Origin of the sequence: Thiomonas arsenitoxydans (genome assembly GCF_000253115.1) — a bacterium.
Lineage (GTDB): Bacteria > Pseudomonadota > Gammaproteobacteria > Burkholderiales > Burkholderiaceae_C > Thiomonas > Thiomonas arsenitoxydans.
In genome coordinates this window covers 1,867,349-1,884,661 of record NC_014145.1, presented here as the reverse complement: position 1 = coordinate 1,884,661, position 17,313 = coordinate 1,867,349, and the positions used below count along the sequence as shown (strand labels likewise).

Here is a 17,313-nt window from a genome sequence, read left to right as displayed (position 1 = left end):
TCAATGGGTTCTCCCTGAAGCGAGTGCCTGTCGATACAGCACTTTGCCAAAACCGCCCATCACGGCCAGCGCGGCGGCATGGCCGGGCGGGCTCTGAAGGGCGGAAAGGTCGATGAAATCGGCGGCGGCGATTTGAGGGTCCGCTGGACTGAGCAGGTCTTTGAGGACGACCCGCTGCCGCGCCACGGCCATTCCGATATGCAGGGTTTTGGGTTCGAGGGCCAGACCGAGGCCCAGCGCTTTCATGCAGGCCTCCTTGCGGGCCCAGCAGGCGAAAAACACCCCGGTCTGTTGCCTCGGCGGCAGTTGCACGAGTTCTGCAAATTCGTCTGCGGTCAGCACGCCGGAGGCCAAAGCGGCGTCGGGCAGATCGGGTCGGATGGCTTCGATGTCCACCCCCAGCGGCACGCCGTTGCTCACGGCCAGCAGCGCTTTGTCCAAGCTGTGGCTTAGGTTGAAGCACAGCGTCGCATCGCCGGAATGCCCGGTCAGCGCCGGTTTGCCGTAAGGGCCAAGGGCAAACTGCAGGTCTTGTGGCGCACGCTTCAGGTAGCGCCCGAGAATCTGCCGGGTCCAGCCATGCGCGGCGATGAAACGGGTCTGGTCGACGGCAAAGACGAAGCGTCGTGCCCGCTCCTGTTCGGCGGCGTCGAGCAGATCGAGGGCACATGCCGGCGGGCGGCGCAGATCGAGTTCCCAGACGTGCACGTCGCGCTGTTGCGGTCGCGACAGCGGCGCGGCCGGGTCGTGCGCGCGGGCGGCGGAGCCCAGGCGCAGGGCGCTTCGCACCTGTTGTGACAATGGGGTGGACAAGGTTTTCACGCGGCCGGATGAAGCAGGTTGCGCATCAGAAAAATCGTTTTCGAGGTCATCGACCGGCATGATGCAGGCGTCGCCGTCTTGCAGACAATCCCGTCAAGCGGGGGCAAACAAGAGCCTCAGGGAATGCGGATCAGAGGCCGTTCTGGCCGGATCATAGGCAAGAGTCGTCGTTGTTCCGTGACAACTTCTGCACAGTTTTCGCAGGAAACTGGGCTCACTCGTGCAACGCCCGGCGGGTCGTTGCGATGGCGGTGCAAAGCTGCTGCACCCCGTCGAGCACATCCACGCCCATGCGCGGCAGGGTGTTGGGGGAGAGGGCGACCAACTGGTCGTGCCGTACCGCGCTCAATCGCGGAAACTGCTTCCACGACTTGAGCCACTGCGCGCCTTGGGGGCTGGAGGTCACGATGAGTTGCGGGTCGGCCTGCAGCACAGCTTCGGCACTGATGGTGGGCGCCAGAACCGCCAGCGAGCCAAACACGTTCTGCCCGCCGCACAGGGTAATGGCCTGGCTGATGAGTTGCTTGTGGCCCACGGTGATCAGCGGCTGGTTCCACACCTCGTAAAACACCCGTACAGCCGGTTTTTGGGCGGCGTAACGCTGCCGGATGGCCGCCAGACGCGTGTTGAAATCGCGCACCCAGCTCCCGGCTTGCTGCTCGGTGCCTGCCAGTTCGCCGATGCGGCTGACTGTGGACGCCAGCGATTCGAAGGTGTTGGCCTGGCTCCAGTACACCGCAATGCCCAGCGCCTTGAGCCTTGCCGCTTCGCGTGGGGGCGTGCCCGATTGCCAGGCCAGAATCAGATCGGGCTTGAGGCGGACGATGGCTTCCAGATTGAGGGCGAACGCATCGCCCACGACCGGCAGTTTGCGCGCCCAGAACACATTGTCCGCGCCCTGAATCTGGCCGACGACGAATTTGCTGGCCCCGGCCGCCGCGCTGAGTTCGAGCAACTGCGGCGATAGCGCGATGATGCGCCGTGCCGGTGCGGGCAGGGAAACCACCTGGCCGGTGTCGTCGGTCACCCGCACCGGGGCCGCCCAGGCGGCGCTGGGCAGCAGTGCAAAGGCGAGAAGCGCCCAAAGCCATCGAAAAAGGGTCATGTCGGTGCGGGGGTTTTGGGTTTGTAGGCGCACAGATCGGCCACCCCGCAGCGCCAACATTCCGGCTTGCGTGCCTTGCAGACGTAGCGGCCGTGCAGAATCAGCCAGTGGTGGGCATGCAGGCGGAACTGTGGCGGAATCACCTTCTCCAGCCGGGTCTCCACCGCCAGCGGGGTGTTGCCCTTGGCCAGCCCGAGGCGATTGGCCACGCGGAAAATGTGCGTGTCCACCGCGATGGTGTCTTGCCCGAAGGCCACGTTGAGCACCACATTGGCGGTTTTGCGCCCCACGCCCGGCAGCGATTCCAGCGCCTCACGGCTGCGCGGCACTTCGCCGCCGTATTGGTCGATCAGGATGCGGCAGGTGGCGATGATGTTTTTCGCCTTGGTTTTGTACAGCCCGATGGTGCGGATCGCCTCGCGCAGCCGGTCTTCGCCGAGGTCGAGCAGCGCCTGCGGGGTGTTGGCCACGGCGAACAGCGACCGGGTGGCCTTGTTCACGCTGACATCGGTAGCCTGGGCCGAAAGCGCCACCGCGACCAGCAGTTCGAAGGGCGTGCGGTATTCCAGCTCGGTGCGCGGCTCGCGGTTGGCGGCGGCGAAGCGCTCGAACAGGGTCTGGATCTGGGCGGGTTTCATGCGGCGCGATGATAAGCGCGGCGAGTTTTCGCCCTCTGGCGGCCATGCCAGCGGGTAGAGGGGCGATGGTATGATTTCCCTCCGTTGTGAGATTCACAATTTCTTTTGTAAATCATAGAGTTAGAACATATCGATGCGTTTGACCTCACTCCGTCTGGCCGGATTCAAGTCGTTTGCCGAACCTGTGACGCTGCCCTTTCCCGGCCGCATCAGCGGAATCGTCGGGCCCAACGGCTGCGGCAAATCGAACGTGATCGATGCGGTGCGCTGGGTGCTGGGCGAGAGCAAGGCCAGCGAGTTGCGCGGCGAGTCCATGCAGGACGTCATTTTCAACGGCAGCGGGCAGCGCAAACAGGCCAGCCGCTGCAGCGTGGAAATGGTGTTCGACAACAGCGATCACCGCATCGCCGGGCAGTGGGGACAGTTCACCGAAATCGCCATCAAGCGCGTGCTCACCCGCGACGGCACGTCGAGCTATTTCATCAATAACCAGGCGGTGCGCCGCCGCGACGTGCAGGATATTTTTCTCGGCACCGGCCTGGGGCCGCGCTCCTACGCCATCATCGGCCAGGGCACCATCACCCGCATTCTGGAGTCGCGCCCCGAAGACCTGCGCATGATGCTCGAAGAGGCCGCCGGCGTGTCCAAATACAAGGAGCGCCGCCGCGAAACCGAGAACCGCCTGCAAGACACCCGCGAGAACCTCACCCGCGTGCAGGACATCCTGCGCGAACTCGGCAGCAACCTGGGGCGGCTCGAACAACAGGCCGAAGTCGCCACCCGTTACCAGGGCCTGCAGGCCAGTGCGACTCTGGTGCAGCAGCAGCTCTGGCTGCTGCGTCAGGAAGAAGCGCAGGCCAAACGCCAGCAAATCACCCTGGCTGGCGGCGAGGCGATGAATGCGCTCGAAGCCCGCATCGCCGAGCAGCGCGCAATCGAGGCCGAAATCGAAACCTTGCGGCAGGCACAGTTCGCCAGCAGCGATACCCTCAACCGGGCGCAGGCCGCTTTCTACGCCGCCCAGTCGCGCGTCAGCCAGCTCGAGGCGGAAATTCGTTTCGTCGTTGAGGGCCGTCAACGCGCTCAGGCCGCGTTGCAGGCCATCGACGCGCAAATGCAGGACTGGCAGCAACGACACGACACCGCCGTGGCGCAGGCCGCCGACACCGCCGAGCGCCTGGCCGATGCCGAGGTGCAGGCCGAGGTGGCGCAGGCCCGCGTGCAAGAGCAAAGCGAACGCCTGCCCACGCTGGAAGCCGCCCTGAGCGACGCGCAATTGCGCGCTGCGGACGAACGCGCGCAGGCCGCCGCTGCCCAGCAGGCGCTGCAGGCCGAGGCGGCACGGCAGCGCGGCCTGGGGCAGCAAATCCAGCAGTTGCAGCAGCGCGCCGAGCGGCTGCGCGCCGAGCAACGCGCCGTGGTCGCGCTCGACAGTCTGCGTCTGGCCGATCTGCAGCGGCAGCAAGAAACCCTCACCGACACGCTCGACACCACCCGCGCGCAGCGCGAACAACTCGAAGACACCTTGCCCGAGCTGCAACAGGCGCGGCAGCAGGCGCAGCAGTCGCAGCAGGCCGCCGCCGCGCAGCTTGCCGCGACCAGCGCGCGCCTGGCTGCGCTCAAAGCGCTGCAGGAACGGGTGCTCACCGAAGGCAAGCTGCGGCCCTGGCTGGCCAAGCACGGGCTCGACGGCCTGTCGCAACTCTGGTCGCGCCTGCAGGTGGAAAACGGGCTGGAAACCGCGCTCGAAGCCGTGTTGCGCGAGCGCCTCTCCGCGCTGGAACTACGCCAGCTCGACATGGCCGCAGGCTTTGCCGCCGATGCGCCGCCAGCCAAGCTGGCGTTCTATTCAGCAGCGGTGCAGCCCCCGGCCTCCGAAGCGCGGGCGGTTTCCACCCCGCCCGCGGGCTGTCGGCCCTTGCGCGAAGGCGTGCGCAGCGGTGATGCCGGGCTGGCCAGCTTGCTCGACGACTGGCTGACCGCCGTTTTCATCGCACCGACGCTGCAGCAGGCGCTGGCGCTGCGCGCCACTCTGCCTGCGCAGACCGTGCTGCTCACGCGCGAAGGCCACGCGGTGTCGCGCCAGAGCGTGAGTTTTTACGCCCCGGATTCCGAGCAGTCCGGCGTGCTCGCGCGGCAGCAGGAAATCGACAATCTGGAGCGCCAGATCAAGGCCGAGCAACTCATCGCCGAGCAAAGCCGCGCCCAGCTTCATCAGGCCGAACACGATCTGGGGCAGGCGCAGGAGCAGCTCGCCGCGCTGCAACGCCGCCAGCAACAAGACACCCAGCAACTGCACACCGTGCAGGTGGAACTGCTCAAACTCACCCAGCAAGCCGAGCAAAGCGCCGCGCGCAATCAGCAGATCGCCACCGATCTCGGCGATATCGACGTCCAGCTCAGTGAATTGCTGGCGCAGCAGGCCGAGAGCGAGGCGCGATTCGAGGAGCTAGACGCGCGCCTGGCCGACCAGCAGCAGCTGCAGGCCGATCTCGAAACCGAGGTGATGGCCGCGCAGCAGGCGCTCGCTGATGCGCGGGCGCAGCAGCGCCAGCTCGAATCGCAAGCAGCCGAGAGCGGCTATGCGGTGCGCAGCCTGCAACAAAAGCGGGCCGATCTGCAACGCGAGGCGCAGATGGCGCTGGAACAGATCGCCCGTCAGACCAGCGCGCGCGAAGCGGCGCAGGCCGAACTCGCGCGGCTGAGTGAACAAGGCGCGCAGACCGGTCTGCAATCGGCGCTGGCCGAACAGCAAAGCGCGCAAGCCGTGCTGGGCGCCCGCCGCAGCGAAGCCGACGACATCGCCCAGCAACTGCGAAAGCAGGAGGAGGCTCGGCTGACGCTCGACCGCGACCTCGATCCGTTGCGGCAGCGCATCACCGAATTGCAGCTCAAGGAGCAGGAGTTCCGGCTGCAGGCCGAGCAGTTCGCGCAGCAGCTCGCCGAGGCGCAGGCCGATATCGAAGCGGTGCGCGCCAGTTTGCCGACCGATGCCCAGGCCCCGGCGCTGGCGCGCGAGCATGAACGGCTGCAGCGCGACATCGCCGCGCTGGGGGCGGTGAATCTGGCCGCACTCGACGAGCTGGGTCAGGCGCGCGAACGCAAACAGTTTCTCGACGCCCAGCTCGAAGACCTGCAGACCGCCATCACCACCCTCGAAGACGCCATCCGCAAGATCGACGCCGAAACCCGCGACATGCTGGCCACGACTTTCGAGCAGATCAACGACCACTTCGGCCGCATGTTCCCACTGCTGTTCGGCGGCGGCAATGCGCGGCTCATCATCACCGGCGAGGAAATTCTCGACGCCGGGGTGCAGGTCATGGCGCAGCCGCCGGGCAAGAAGAACAGCTCGATTCACCTGCTCTCCGGCGGCGAAAAGGCGCTGGTGGCCATTGCGCTGGTGTTCGCCATCTTTCAGCTCAACCCGGCGCCGTTCTGCCTGCTCGACGAAGTGGACGCGCCGCTGGACGACGCCAATACCGAGCGCTACGCCCGGCTGGTCAAAGACATGTCGGCCAGCACGCAGTTCCTGTTCATCTCGCACAACAAAATCGCGATGGAAATGGCCGACCAGCTCATCGGCGTGACCATGCAGGAGCAGGGCGTCTCACGCACCGTTGCCGTGGAAATGGACGCGGCGCTACGCTTTGCCCAGGCTGCTTGATCCGCACACTAAGCCGCGCACACACTCACACACCCCCGAGGATTCCTGGATGGGACAGTTGCAAATCGCCTTGATCGTCATCGGCGCCATCATCATCGCCGCCGTCATTGCCTACAACACCTGGCAGTCCGGCAAATTCAAGCGCCAGCGCGCCGCCGTCGAAGACGATGTGCAGACCGCGATCGAGCCAGCCGGGCTCGACACCCTGACCTCCGACACCCACGGCCACACGCTCGAACCCGTCGCGCTTAGCCCCGAAGTCGCCCCCAGGCCGCGGCTGATGCCCTTGCAGATCGACCCGCTGATCGACGCCATCGCCAGTTACCTGCTCGAACCCGTGCGTTCGGGCGAGGTGCTGCTGCCGCGCCTACCCAAAACCGCGCGCGCCGGGGCCAAGCGCATGTTGTTCGAGGGCCGCAACGCCGAAACCGGGCAATGGGAGCCGCTGCAGCCGCAGCATCCCTACGCCGAACTGCAGGCCGCGGTGCAACTGAGCAACCGGGCCGGGCCGATCAATGCCATCGAGTTTTCCGAGTTCATCGCCAAGTGCCACGAACTTGGCGAGGCGCTGAGTGTGGCGCCCGATCTGCCCGATATGGCCGAGGCCCTCGAACAGGCCCGGTCGCTCGACGCCTTCGCCAACGACAACGACGCGCAGCTCTCCATCACCCTGCGCGCCCGCAGCGTGCCCTGGGGCATCGACTTCCTGCGTCAGCGCGCACAGGCCGCCGGTTTCGTTCCCGGCGCCGAGGCCGGGCGCATGGTGCTGCTCTATCAAGACGTGGAGCAGGCGCCCACGCCGCTAGTGCATCTGCAATTCGACGCCCGCGCCGATCTTTCCGACAGCGCCGCCGCCGTCAGCCATGCCACCTTGCTGCTGGAAGTGCCGCAGGCTCCGGCCGCGCAAAAACCGTTTGGCCGCATGCGCCAGGCCGCCCGTGAACTGGCGACCGCACTCGACGCCGCCGTGGTGGACGACAACAACGCCCCCTTGCCCGACGCCGCGCTCGACCACATCGAAAAACAGCTCGATCTGCTGTACGAAGTGCTGGAACAACGCGGTCTGCCCGCAGGCTCCGCCGCTGCGCAGCGGCTGTTTTCTTGACGCGCAGGCTTTGGCGGCCCGCTTGCTCTACTGATGACCCAGCCCGATCTTTTCGCGCAGCCCGCCGAGCGCGCGACGCAATTGCGCGCCGAAATCGCCCGCCTCGATCACGCCTACTACGTGCTCGACGCCCCGCTGGCGCCCGATGCCGACTACGACGCGCTGTTTCGGGAGTTGCAGCAAATCGAGGCCGATCATCCCGAGCTGCGCACCCCCGACTCGCCGACCCAGCGCGTGGGCGGTGCGCCCCTGCCCGAGTTCGCCCCGGTGCGGCACGCCGTGCCCATGCTGTCCATCCAAACCGAAACCGACACCACGCCCGAAGGCGCGGCGGCTTTCGACCAGCGGGTGCGCAACCGCCTCGGCCTGAGCGCCGACGATCCGCCCGTGAACTACTGCGCCGAACTGAAGTTCGACGGCCTGGCCATCAGCCTGCGCTACGAGCACGGCCAGCTGGTGCAGGCGGCCACCCGTGGCGATGGCGAAACCGGCGAAGACGTCACGCAGAACGTGCGCACCATACGCAGCGTGCCGCTGCAATTGCGCGGCAACGCACCGGCGGTGCTAGAAGTGCGCGGCGAAGTCCTGATGAAACGCGCCGACTTCGAGCGCTACAACGCCCGCCAGCGCGACAAGGGCCTGCCCACCCTGGTCAACCCGCGCAACGGCGCGGCGGGCAGCATTCGCCAGCTCGACCCGGCCATCGCCGCACAACGCCCGCTGGCCTTCTACGCCTACGGCTGGGGCGAGATTGCCGGCTGGGCGCAGCAGCCCGACACGCATCACGCCATGCTAGATGCCTTGGAGACCTTCGGCCTGCCCGTCGCGCCGCAGCGCGTGCATGGCCCCGGCGCGCAAACCCTCATCGACTTCCACGCCCGCATCGCCGCCGCGCGCGACAGCCTGCCCTTCGACATCGACGGCGTGGTCTACAAGGTCGATAGTCTCGCTCTGCAGCGCGAACTGGGCTTTCGCAACCGCGAGCCGGTGTGGGCCGTGGCGCACAAATACCCCGCGCAGGAACGCAGCACCAAGGTCATCGGCATCGACATTCAGGTCGGCCGCACCGGCAAGCTCACCCCGGTCGCCAAGCTCGAGCCGGTGTTCGTCGGCGGCGTGACCGTGACCAACGCCACCCTGCACAACGAGGACGAAGTGCGCCGCAAAGACGTGCGCGTCGGCGACACCGTTATCGTGCGCCGCGCGGGAGACGTGATTCCCGAAGTCGTCAGCGTGGTGCTGAGCGCCCGCCCGGCCGATGTCGGCGAACCGTTCGACCTCTACCAGCGCCTCGGCGGCCAGTGCCCCGTCTGCGGCTCGGCCATCGTGCGCGAAGCCGGCGAGGCCGACTGGCGCTGCACCGGCGGCCTGTTCTGCGCCGCGCAGCGCAAGCAGGCCATCCTGCACTACGCCAGCCGCCGGGCGATGGACATCGAGGGGCTGGGCGAAAAGCTGGTCGATCAGCTGGTGGACGCAGGTATCGTGCGCGTGCTGCCCGATCTGTACCGCCTCGGCCTGCTCAAGCTCGCCGCACTCGACCGCATGGCCGAGAAAAGCGCGGCCAATCTGCTGCAGGCGCTTCAGGCGAGCAAGACCACCACCCTGGCGCGTTTTCTCTACGCCCTGGGCATCCGCCACGTCGGCGAGGCCACGGCCAAAGATCTGGCGCGCCACTTCGGCGGGCTCGACGCCATTCTTGACGCGCCCTTGGAACAGTTGCTCGAAGTGCCCGATGTCGGCCCCGTGGTGGCGCAAAGCATCCGCACCTTCTTCGACCAGCCGCACAACCGCGAAGTGGTGGAACAACTGCGCGCTTGCGGTGTGCATTGGAGCGAGGCCGCGCCCGACCGCGACGCCCCCAAACCGCTCGCAGGCAAGACGCTGGTGCTCACCGGCACCCTGCCCACCCTCAGCCGGGAGGAGGCCAAGGCCCGCATCGAAGCGGCCGGAGGCAAAGTGGTCGGCTCGGTCTCGAAAAAGACCGATTACGTGGTCGCCGGCGCCGAGGCCGGGAGCAAACTCGCGAAGGCGCAGGAACTCGGCGTAACCGTGCTCGACGAAGCGGAGCTGCTGAAGTTGCTGGCTGATTCTTAATCGTAATGCAGTGAGCGCATAGCCGTCGGGCGTCGATTCTGCGGATCACGCTGCCCACCTTCCGGGCCTTCTTGTATATTTGCCCGACAGGTCAAAAAGCGCAGAACGGGTATGCCGGGTTTCAGGGATTATTTAAACCTGTATTCTTGCGCAGCCCATCGCTCTGGAACCCAGTCTGCAAGCCGCTTCGCCGAGGAAACACAGGCCAGAATATCTCGCACTGGCCAGTTTATTTTGCAGAAATTGCTGGATACATTACGTTAGCCCGCAATAGCCATGACCCTCGTAACCGCTTGGATTAGAGAAGCCGGCAACGGCGGACAACTCGTAGTTGCATCGGACAGCCGGCTTTCGTTTGGGGCAAGGTGGGACTGTTGTCCCAAGATAGTGCCGCTGCTGAGAAACGATTCAGTGCTGGCCTTCTGCGGCGACACGGCCTTCGCATATCCGGTGTTGCTTCAACTTGCGAATGCGGTTCGCAACTACGAGAAGGTGCAGTCCCGTGAAATGGACATCACCGATTTGCGCCCTCACTTCTTGAAAGTGATCGAAAGCATGCGAACGCAGGTAACCGGGTTACCTAAGGGCAAGCACGCTATTGATCCCACGGACTTTGTGGTTCTGTTCGCGGGCTATTCAAGCAAGGTCAAGGAGTTCAAGGCATGGGCCTTAACGTATGACAAGGCGAAGGGCGCCTTTAACTACAAGCCGCTGTCGTTCCATACGAAGCGCACAAAGGGAACGAAGCCCTTCCTATTTATCGGCGACAACGTTCCCGACGCCATGCAGTTGCTTTATCGGAAACTAATCGACCAGAAGCGTCTTACTACCGGCGGCCTCGATATGGAGCCGCTGGAGGTATTGACGGAAATGTGCGAGTCCGCCAAGTACGACAAGATTGGTGGGCCACCGCAGATAGTGAAGGTCTATTCCTTCGCGAACGTACTTCCGGTCAACGTTCTTTGGCCGCGAGAGAACCCAACAATGATCGCGCATTTTGGGCGGCCATTACTTCCCTATGAGGGCTCCCGCTATGCGTGCCTCGACTTGAACGACAACACACTTCTTGCGCCGTATGATGCCTACGCAAAAATTGCGGGCTAACCCTGCGGTGCAGGGGACCTGGCGCATAAAGCCGCGCCAGGCCCCTGACCTTGAACGTTAAACAGGACATCTGCTGACGAATTCCTCGCAGCTTTGTAACCGTGATACCCAACCCACCCAGCAACGTGGACCGGTCTAAACCGACGGCCTACCTCGGCCTCGACTTGGGCGGTACCAAGATCGAGGTGGCCGCGCTCGATGGAGAAGGGAGGTTTTTGCTGCGCGAGCGATGCGACACGCCGCAGGGTGACTATGCCGCGACCGTCGAGGCCATCGCCGCGCTGGTGGCGGCGGCCGATGGGCAACTCGGCTGCAGGCTGCCGCTGGGCGCGGCGATCCCCGGCTCGGTGTCGCCGGTTTCCGGGCTGATCCGCAACGCCAATTCCACCGTGCTCAATGGTCGCCCGCTGCTGCAAGACCTGCAACGGCGGCTGGATCGACCGGTGCGCTTGCACAACGATGCCAACTGTCTGGCGATCAGCGAGGCGATCGACGGCGCGGGGCAGGGCGCTCGCGTGGTGTTTGCGGTGATTCTGGGCACTGGCTCGGGGGCAGGCATCGCCATCGACAGCGCGGATTGGCTGGGCTGTAATGCGGTGGCGGGGGAGTGGGGCCACAACCCGCTGCCCTGGCCGCGCCTGCCGTCTGCCTGGCGCGAACTGCCGGGGCCGCGCTGTTGGTGTGGTTTGCAGGGCTGCATCGAAACCTGGCTGAGCGGGCCGGGCTTCGTCGCCGATCATTTCGCGCGGATTGGGCAAACGAGGGGCCAGCAACGCAGCGCCAAGGAGCTGATCGCGGCCATGCGCGCGGGTGATCGCGCCGCGCGGGCAAGTTTCATCCGCTATGCCGACCGGCTGGCCCGGGCTCTGGCGCAGGTCATCAATCTGCTCGACCCGGACGTCATCGTGCTGGGCGGCGGCATGAGCAATGTGGCCGAGCTGTACGACGAAGTGCCGCGCCGCTGGGGCGCCTGGGTGTTTTCCGATACGGTGCGCACCCGTCTGCTGCCCGCGCAGCATGGCGATTCTTCCGGGGTGCGCGGGGCGGCCTGGTTGTGGCGCGATCAGCTTCGCTCGGCAGCGCCTTCTTCTCCCCCTTCTCCTCCCGCCTGACGCTCTGAAAAATCGAGCGCGGCCGAGTTGATGCAGTAGCGCAGGCCGGTGGGATTGGGGCCGTCTGGGAAGACGTGGCCGAGATGCGCGCCGCATTGCCCGCACTGCACTTCGGTGCGCACCATGCCGTGACTGATGTCGCGTACTTCGCGGATGACGGCTTGCGCGGTGGGCTGCCAGAAGCTGGGCCAGCCGCTGCCCGATTCGAACTTGGTGCGCGAGTCGAACAGCGGCGTGCCGCAGCACACGCAGCGATAGACGCCGTCGCCGTGGTGGTCCCAGTACAGGCCGGTGAACGGCGGCTCGGTGGCGCTGCAACGCGTCACGCGGTATTGCTCCTCGCTCAGTTTGCTGCGCCAGAGGGCGTCATTCGTGTCTTCGGGGGTGGGCTTGGACATGATGCTTTCCTTTCAAGAGGAGCAGGACAGGCAGGCGGGCGGCGCGTGTTCCGGCGGGGGTTCAGCGTAATGCGCTGGCGCGGCGTGCGCGTCGAAAGGCCGCGTGAGCGCATGCAGCAGGCGGCGCACTTCGCTGAAGTCGCCGGCCTCGGCCTGGGCGATGGCGGCCTGCGCTAGATGGTGGCGCAGCACGACGAGCGGATTGACGGCATTCATTGCCACAGCGCGCGCTGCGTCGTTGCGGCTTTCCGCCCGCAGGCGCTCGCGGTAGCGGGCCACCCAGTCGGCAAACCGTTGCGGCTCGCGCGCGAATTGCGCCGCTAGGGCGGGGGGGATGGGCGCGTGTGCGTCGGCGGCAAGCTGGGCGAGATGGCGAAAGCTCAGCGTCCAGTCGCTGCGATTGGCCGCCATGGTGTCGAGCAGATCCTGAAACAGATCGCCGTCGCCTGGCTGCGGCGCGGTCAACCCGAGCTTGGCGGCGAGTTGTTGCTGCATGGCTTGCACATACTGCGGGCGGAATTGATCGACCGCGGCCAGCGCCGATTCGGGCTTGTCGATCAGCGGCAGCAGGGCTTGGCCCAGCGCCAGCAGATTCCAGTGCGCCACGGCGGGTTGTCGGCCGTAGGCGTAGCGCCCGCCGCGGTCGGTGGTGTTGGGGGTGTGCAGCGGGTCGTAGGCGTCGAGAAAGGCGAAAGGGCCGTAATCGATGGTCCAGCCCAGGATGGACATATTGTCGGTATTCATCACCCCGTGAATGAAGCCCACGGCCTGCCACTGGGCGATGAGCCGCGCGGTGCGGGCCACCACCCATTGCAATAGCGCCAGCGCGGGCTGCGGGGCGTCGGCGCAGTCGGGGCAGTATTGGGCGATCACCCAGTCGGTCAGCGCGCGCAACTGCTCGGTCTGCCCGCTGTAGCTGAAATGCTCGAAATGCCCGAAGCGCACGAAACTCGGACTCAGCCGGGTGACCATGGCCGCGGTTTCGATGCGCTCGCGCCGCACCGGGCGGCTCGATCCCACCAGGCACAGCGCCCGCGTGGTCGGGATGCCCAGCGCCGCCATGGCTTCCGAGCACAGAAATTCGCGGATGGATGAACGCAGCACCGCCCAGCCGTCGCCCATGCGCGAAAACGGCGTGCGGCCGCTGCCCTTGAATTGCACTTCCCAACGGGCATAGCCGCAGCTGTGCCGCCCGCCGCTGGCATCTGGCCAGTCGCCCAGCAGCAGCGCGCGGCCGTCGCCAAGCTGCCCCGCCCAGTTGCCGAACTGATGTCCGGCGTACACCGTGGCACGGCTGCCGCCGCTGATCGCCGCGACATGGCCGCCGAAAGCCCGCGCCCAGTCCTGCTCGTCTTGCGGGGTTGCGGGCGCAGTTAGGCCGACCAGCGCCGCGGCATCAGCGCTGCTGGCCACCAGCACGGGATCGGGCAGGGGGCTAACCGCGACCGGCACGCTGAATGCGTCGCCCAGGGCGGCAAACTGCTGCGCCAGCGGCGGCCAAGAGCAGCTCGCGGGCGGAGCAGGGGCGGAAAAATCCAGAGCAGCGGAAGTCATGACCGCATTCTCGGAGAAAGCCGCAGCCCCGGTGGGTATCGGGGTATCCTGTGCCTCTGCTTTTTGCCTGATGTTCAAGCCATGCCGCTCACACAAAACCCGGCCCATCCAGATGCGGTCATCGCGTTGCCTTTCGGTCGCATGGGCCTGTTCTGCACCGACGACGTGGTGTTGCACCTGGAATATCTTCCGCCAGAAACTCCTCTCACCCCGCCCTCCACGCCGCTATGCCGCGCTGTAGCCGCGCAACTGAGCGCCTATGCCGCTGATCCGGCGTATCGCTTCGATCTCCCGCTGGCGGCGGCGGGCACGATGTTTCAGCGCCGGGTCTGGGCGCTGTTGCAGCAAATTCCGCCAGGGCAGACGCGCACTTATGGCGATGCCGCGCTGGAGTTGCACAGCGCAGCCCGGGCCGTGGGGCAGGCTTGCGCCGCCAATCCTTTCGCCCCCGTGGTGCCGTGTCACCGCATCGTCGCGCAAGACGGGCTGGGCGGATTTGCCCATTCCACCGCGCAAGACGGGTATCTGCTGGGCATCAAACGCTGGCTGCTGCAGCATGAAGCCAGCTCGCGATCGGCTCGTCCCCATGCCTGAAGCCCCGCTTTACCTCGAATGGCCGCCCGCGCCCGAAGCCTGCGCCACCACGATCGACCGTTTCTGCGACGCCCTCTGGCTGGAAGACGGCCTCTCGCCCAACACCCTCGCCGCTTACCGCCGCGACCTCACGCTGATGGCGCGCTGGCTGGCCTTTTCGCAGCGCCAGCCCTTGATCGAGGCGACGCTGCGCGATGTGCAGGCGTATATCGCCGCCCGTTTCATGCAAAGCAAAGCCACCTCGTCCAACCGGCGGCTGGTGGTGCTGCGCCGCTTTTACCGCTGGGCCTTGCGTGAGCACTTGCGCACCGACGACCCCACGCTGCAGCTCGACACCGCGCGTCAGCCGCCGCGCCGCCCCAAGACCCTGAGCGAAGCGCAGGTGGAAGCGCTGCTCGCCGCACCCGAGGTGGACACGCCGCTGGGCCTGCGCGACCGCGCCATGCTCGAACTGCTCTACGCCAGTGGCCTGCGGGTGAGTGAACTGGTGGCGCTGCCAGTGGTGCGCGTGTCGCTCGATCAGGGCGTGGTGCAGATTGCGGGCAAAGGCGGCAAAGAGCGACTCGTGCCGTTCGGCAGCGCCGCGCAAGACTGGCTGCAGAACTACCTGCGCACTGCGCGCCATGAGTTGCTGCAGGGGCGCGACAGCCCCTTTCTGTTCGTCACCGCGCGCAGCGGGCAAAGCGCCCGCGAAACCACCGGCATGACGCGGCAGATGTTCTGGATGCGCATCAAGGCCTATGCGCGCAAGGCCGGTATCGACGTACCGCTGTCGCCCCACACCCTGCGCCACGCTTTCGCCACCCATCTGCTCAACCACGGCGCTGACCTGCGTGTGGTGCAATTGCTGCTCGGCCATGCCGATATTTCCACCACGCAGATCTACACCCACATCGCGCGCGAACGGCTCAAGACGCTGCACGCCCGCCACCACCCCCGCGCCTGATCGCGCTCAAGCCCCGCTATGGCCCAAGACAATTTCTGGTCCGCCTTCGTCCTGCTGCTACTGATCCTCGATCCCTTTGGCAATCTGCCGTTTTTCATCGCGGTCATGCGCAAGCTGCCGTCCAAGCGCCGCCTGCCCGTGGCGCTGCGCGAAATCGGCATCGCCTACGCCGTGCTGCTGACTTTCATGTTTGGCGGCCACGGTTTTCTGAAACTGATGAACCTCAGCCAGCCTTCCATCGAAGTGGCCGGCGGGGTCATTTTGCTGCTGGTGGCGATCAAGATGATTTTCTCCACCACGTCTGAAATTTTCGGCGGCGAGGGCGGACGTGAACCCTTGATCTTTCCCCTGGCCGTGCCGCTGCTGGCCGGACCGTCCGCTCTCGCCACAGTCTTGCTGCTGGCCTCGCGCCAGCCCGGCGAAATCTGGACCTGGGTGGGCGCGCTCAGCTCGGCGGTGGCTGTCACCGGCGGGTTGCTGCTGATGAGCGAAACCCTGCTCAAGTGGCTGGGCGACTCGGTGATGAACGCCGCCGAAAAACTCATGGGCCTCATCCTGACGGCCATTGCCGTGAATATGCTGCTGTCGGGTATTCGCAGCTATTTCGGGCTATGAATTCGCCAGTGCTGCCGATAGCATGCCTCTGTGCAACGCTTTGCAGCGATTTCCCTCCAACCTACTCAGCAATCAATCACCATGGAACGCCTGACTTTCACCCCGGAAGACCGCGAAGCCCTGGCCCATTTTCTGGGTCAGCTCGTGGACACCACCATCCTCACTCGCCGAGAAATTCATGATTTTCTCGACTATTGCGATCTCATGGCGCCGAAAAAAGGCGAAGTCATCGCCGATATCGGCCAGGTTGGCGAGAGCCTGTTTTTCGTGCTCGAAGGGCAGGGCTGCCTGATGGCGCAGTTGCCCGAAAGCGAAATGGAAATCGGCAAGATCATGCCCGGAGAAATGCTCGGTGAGATGAGCTTTTTCGACCGCAAGCCGCGCGAAATCCGCTTGCGCGCTGGCGAAGACACCCGCCTGCTGCGCATCAGCCGCGCCATGTACAACCGTCTGCGTCTTGAGCGCCCGCTGCTCGCCGTGCTGCTGCTCGAAGTGGCCATCATCAGCCTCGATCACCTCTACCGCCGCACCTCCTCGGAGATGGCGCAGATCAACCGTTATATGTACCGCACCGGGCGGTAAACGCCGTACCGCCCGCCGTTTCGTCATGTCCGCGCCACCACTCGATCTGCAGATCCGGCGGGCCTACGACCCGCCGAGTTCTGACGACGGCACGCGCATCCTCATCGACCGCCTCTGGCCGCGCGGTCTGCGCAAAGACGGCGCCCACATCGATCATTGGTTGAAAGACCTCGCCCCCAGCCCGGCGCAGCGCGTCTGGTTCGGCCATGAGCCGGAGCGTTTTGCCGAGTTTTCAAAGCGCTACACGGCCGAACTCGACGCCTTGGCGGATGACTCTGCGGCCCTACAAACCCTGGGCGAAGCGCTGCGGGCAGGGCGCGTCACCCTGCTGTTCGCTGCGCACGACCCGCAAATCAACCACGCCCGGGTGCTCGAAGACTGGCTGCGTCGGCCGCACGCTTGGCTCTCGGCAAGAAAGGCCAAATGAACTTCGCGCCCGATGCCGTCCTCGATTTCTGGTTCCGCGAAATCGAGCCCGCGCAGTGGTTCAAAGCCGACCCGGCTTTCGACGCGCTGCTGCGCACGCGTTTCGGTGCACTTCACAGCCAGGCGGTGCGCTGTGAGCTGTTTACGTGGAGAGCTACGCCGCAGGGTCGGCTGGCGGAAATCATCGTGCTCGACCAGTTTTCGCGCAATCTGTTCCGGGGCGATCCGCGCGCCTTCGCCGCCGATGCGCAGGCGCTCACCCTCGCGCAGGAAGCGGTGGCCTGCGGCGCCGATCAGGCGCTGACGCAGCAACAGCGCATCTTTGCGTACATGCCCTATATGCACAGCGAATCGGCCTCGATTCATGTCGTGGCCGAAACCCTGTTTCGCGCCAACGGGCTGGCGAACAACCTCGACTTCGAGCTGCGCCACAAAGCCATCATCGACCGCTTTGGCCGCTACCCCCACCGCAACGCCATCCTCGGTCGGGAATCGACGGACGAGGAAATTGAATTTTTGAAGCTGCCGGGCTCCAGTTTCTGAGTGCCACA

Annotated in this window: 16 protein-coding genes; 11 read left to right on the top strand and 5 right to left on the bottom strand. The window is 65.6% G+C overall.

The genetic code is table 11. From position 1 onward, the window contains the following. The 3 genes from THI_RS08715 to nth form a co-directional block, all read right to left on the bottom strand. A complete protein-coding gene (locus tag THI_RS08715; RefSeq protein WP_013105887.1) occupies nt 1-882 on the bottom strand; it encodes a 4'-phosphopantetheinyl transferase family protein in 882 nt (293 codons plus the stop codon). 154 nt (nt 883-1,036) lie between these two features. Next, nucleotides 1,037-1,927 (bottom strand): cobalamin-binding protein, encoded by an 891-nt coding sequence (locus THI_RS08710; protein ID WP_013105886.1) that lies wholly within the window; start codon nt 1,925-1,927, stop codon nt 1,037-1,039. Then, nucleotides 1,924-2,565, bottom strand: a complete 642-nt coding sequence (nth, locus tag THI_RS08705; RefSeq protein WP_013105885.1) for an endonuclease III — start codon at nt 2,563-2,565, stop codon at nt 1,924-1,926. The genes THI_RS08710 and nth overlap by 4 nt, the downstream gene beginning before the upstream one ends. A 133-nt stretch (nt 2,566-2,698) precedes the next feature. Between nth and smc the strand changes: the two genes are divergently transcribed. From smc to THI_RS08680, 5 genes are all read left to right on the top strand, one after another. Beyond that, nucleotides 2,699-6,232 (top strand): chromosome segregation protein SMC, encoded by a 3,534-nt coding sequence (gene smc, locus THI_RS08700; RefSeq protein ID WP_013105884.1) that lies wholly within the window; start codon nt 2,699-2,701, stop codon nt 6,230-6,232. A 49-nt stretch (nt 6,233-6,281) separates the two neighbouring features. Beyond that, on the top strand, nt 6,282-7,337 hold the full coding sequence (locus THI_RS08695; protein WP_013105883.1) for a cell division protein ZipA C-terminal FtsZ-binding domain-containing protein: 1,056 nt from the start codon (nt 6,282-6,284) through the stop codon (nt 7,335-7,337). Nucleotides 7,338-7,370: 33 nt separating this feature from the next. Beyond that, nucleotides 7,371-9,431 (top strand): NAD-dependent DNA ligase LigA, encoded by a 2,061-nt coding sequence (gene ligA / locus THI_RS08690; RefSeq protein WP_013105882.1) that lies wholly within the window; start codon nt 7,371-7,373, stop codon nt 9,429-9,431. 276 nt (nt 9,432-9,707) lie between these two features. Further along, nucleotides 9,708-10,535, top strand: a complete 828-nt coding sequence (locus THI_RS08685) for a hypothetical protein (protein ID WP_013105881.1) — start codon at nt 9,708-9,710, stop codon at nt 10,533-10,535. A 125-nt stretch (nt 10,536-10,660) separates the two neighbouring features. Beyond that, a complete protein-coding gene (locus THI_RS08680; protein ID WP_013105880.1) occupies nt 10,661-11,647 on the top strand; it encodes an ROK family protein in 987 nt (328 codons plus the stop codon). On the opposite strand, the gene msrB is transcribed toward THI_RS08680, so the two are convergent. Together msrB and THI_RS08670 are read right to left on the bottom strand one after the other, a co-directional pair. Further along, the gene (msrB, locus tag THI_RS08675) at nt 11,599-12,045 is read right to left on the bottom strand and encodes a peptide-methionine (R)-S-oxide reductase MsrB (protein ID WP_013105879.1); all 447 of its coding nucleotides are present in this window, start codon (nt 12,043-12,045) and stop codon (nt 11,599-11,601) included. The two genes, THI_RS08680 and msrB, sit on opposite strands and share 49 nt — an antisense overlap. A 12-nt stretch (nt 12,046-12,057) precedes the next feature. After that, complete coding sequence (locus THI_RS08670) at nt 12,058-13,584, bottom strand: protein adenylyltransferase SelO (protein WP_422125530.1); 1,527 nt, start codon at nt 13,582-13,584, stop codon at nt 12,058-12,060. A 96-nt stretch (nt 13,585-13,680) separates the two neighbouring features. On the opposite strand from THI_RS08670, the gene THI_RS08665 reads away from it, so the two are divergent. The 6 genes from THI_RS08665 (at nt 13,681) to THI_RS08640 (ending at nt 17,305) form a co-directional block, all read left to right on the top strand. Then, nucleotides 13,681-14,193 carry a methylated-DNA--[protein]-cysteine S-methyltransferase gene (locus tag THI_RS08665; protein ID WP_013105877.1) on the top strand — a complete coding sequence of 171 codons (513 nt, stop codon included), beginning with the start codon at nt 13,681-13,683 and terminating at the stop codon, nt 14,191-14,193. After that, the gene (gene xerD / locus THI_RS08660; protein WP_013105876.1) at nt 14,186-15,139 is read left to right on the top strand and encodes a site-specific tyrosine recombinase XerD; all 954 of its coding nucleotides are present in this window, start codon (nt 14,186-14,188) and stop codon (nt 15,137-15,139) included. Before THI_RS08665 ends, xerD begins: the two co-directional genes overlap by 8 nt. Nucleotides 15,140-15,157: 18 nt before the next feature. After that, nucleotides 15,158-15,754: a MarC family protein gene (locus tag THI_RS08655; protein WP_013105875.1), complete on the top strand. Its 597-nt coding sequence runs from the start codon at nt 15,158-15,160 to the stop codon at nt 15,752-15,754. Nucleotides 15,755-15,835: 81 nt separating this feature from the next. Continuing rightward, on the top strand, nt 15,836-16,336 hold the full coding sequence (locus THI_RS08650) for a Crp/Fnr family transcriptional regulator (protein ID WP_013105874.1): 501 nt from the start codon (nt 15,836-15,838) through the stop codon (nt 16,334-16,336). 25 nt (nt 16,337-16,361) lie between these two features. Beyond that, nucleotides 16,362-16,763, top strand: a complete 402-nt coding sequence (locus tag THI_RS08645; protein WP_013105873.1) for a DUF488 domain-containing protein — start codon at nt 16,362-16,364, stop codon at nt 16,761-16,763. Continuing rightward, nucleotides 16,760-17,305, top strand: coding sequence for a DUF924 family protein (locus THI_RS08640; RefSeq protein WP_013105872.1), 546 nt, complete (start codon nt 16,760-16,762; stop codon nt 17,303-17,305). Before THI_RS08645 ends, THI_RS08640 begins: the two co-directional genes overlap by 4 nt. Nucleotides 17,306-17,313 lie beyond the last annotated feature (8 nt).

Coding starts and splice junctions, on each gene's coding strand:
- THI_RS08665 (WP_013105877.1), top strand. CDS start 13,681: ATGCCGCTCACACAAAACCCGGCCCATCCAGATGCGGTCATCGCGTTG.
- THI_RS08640 (WP_013105872.1), top strand. CDS start 16,760: ATGAACTTCGCGCCCGATGCCGTCCTCGATTTCTGGTTCCGCGAAATC.
- THI_RS08685 (WP_013105881.1), top strand. CDS start 9,708: ATGACCCTCGTAACCGCTTGGATTAGAGAAGCCGGCAACGGCGGACAA.
- msrB (WP_013105879.1), bottom strand. CDS start 12,045: ATGTCCAAGCCCACCCCCGAAGACACGAATGACGCCCTCTGGCGCAGC.
- ligA (WP_013105882.1), top strand. CDS start 7,371: ATGACCCAGCCCGATCTTTTCGCGCAGCCCGCCGAGCGCGCGACGCAA.
- xerD (WP_013105876.1), top strand. CDS start 14,186: ATGCCTGAAGCCCCGCTTTACCTCGAATGGCCGCCCGCGCCCGAAGCC.
- THI_RS08655 (WP_013105875.1), top strand. CDS start 15,158: ATGGCCCAAGACAATTTCTGGTCCGCCTTCGTCCTGCTGCTACTGATC.
- THI_RS08710 (WP_013105886.1), bottom strand. CDS start 1,927: ATGACCCTTTTTCGATGGCTTTGGGCGCTTCTCGCCTTTGCACTGCTG.
- nth (WP_013105885.1), bottom strand. CDS start 2,565: ATGAAACCCGCCCAGATCCAGACCCTGTTCGAGCGCTTCGCCGCCGCC.
- THI_RS08715 (WP_013105887.1), bottom strand. CDS start 882: ATGCCGGTCGATGACCTCGAAAACGATTTTTCTGATGCGCAACCTGCT.
- THI_RS08645 (WP_013105873.1), top strand. CDS start 16,362: ATGTCCGCGCCACCACTCGATCTGCAGATCCGGCGGGCCTACGACCCG.
- smc (WP_013105884.1), top strand. CDS start 2,699: ATGCGTTTGACCTCACTCCGTCTGGCCGGATTCAAGTCGTTTGCCGAA.
- THI_RS08650 (WP_013105874.1), top strand. CDS start 15,836: ATGGAACGCCTGACTTTCACCCCGGAAGACCGCGAAGCCCTGGCCCAT.
- THI_RS08695 (WP_013105883.1), top strand. CDS start 6,282: ATGGGACAGTTGCAAATCGCCTTGATCGTCATCGGCGCCATCATCATC.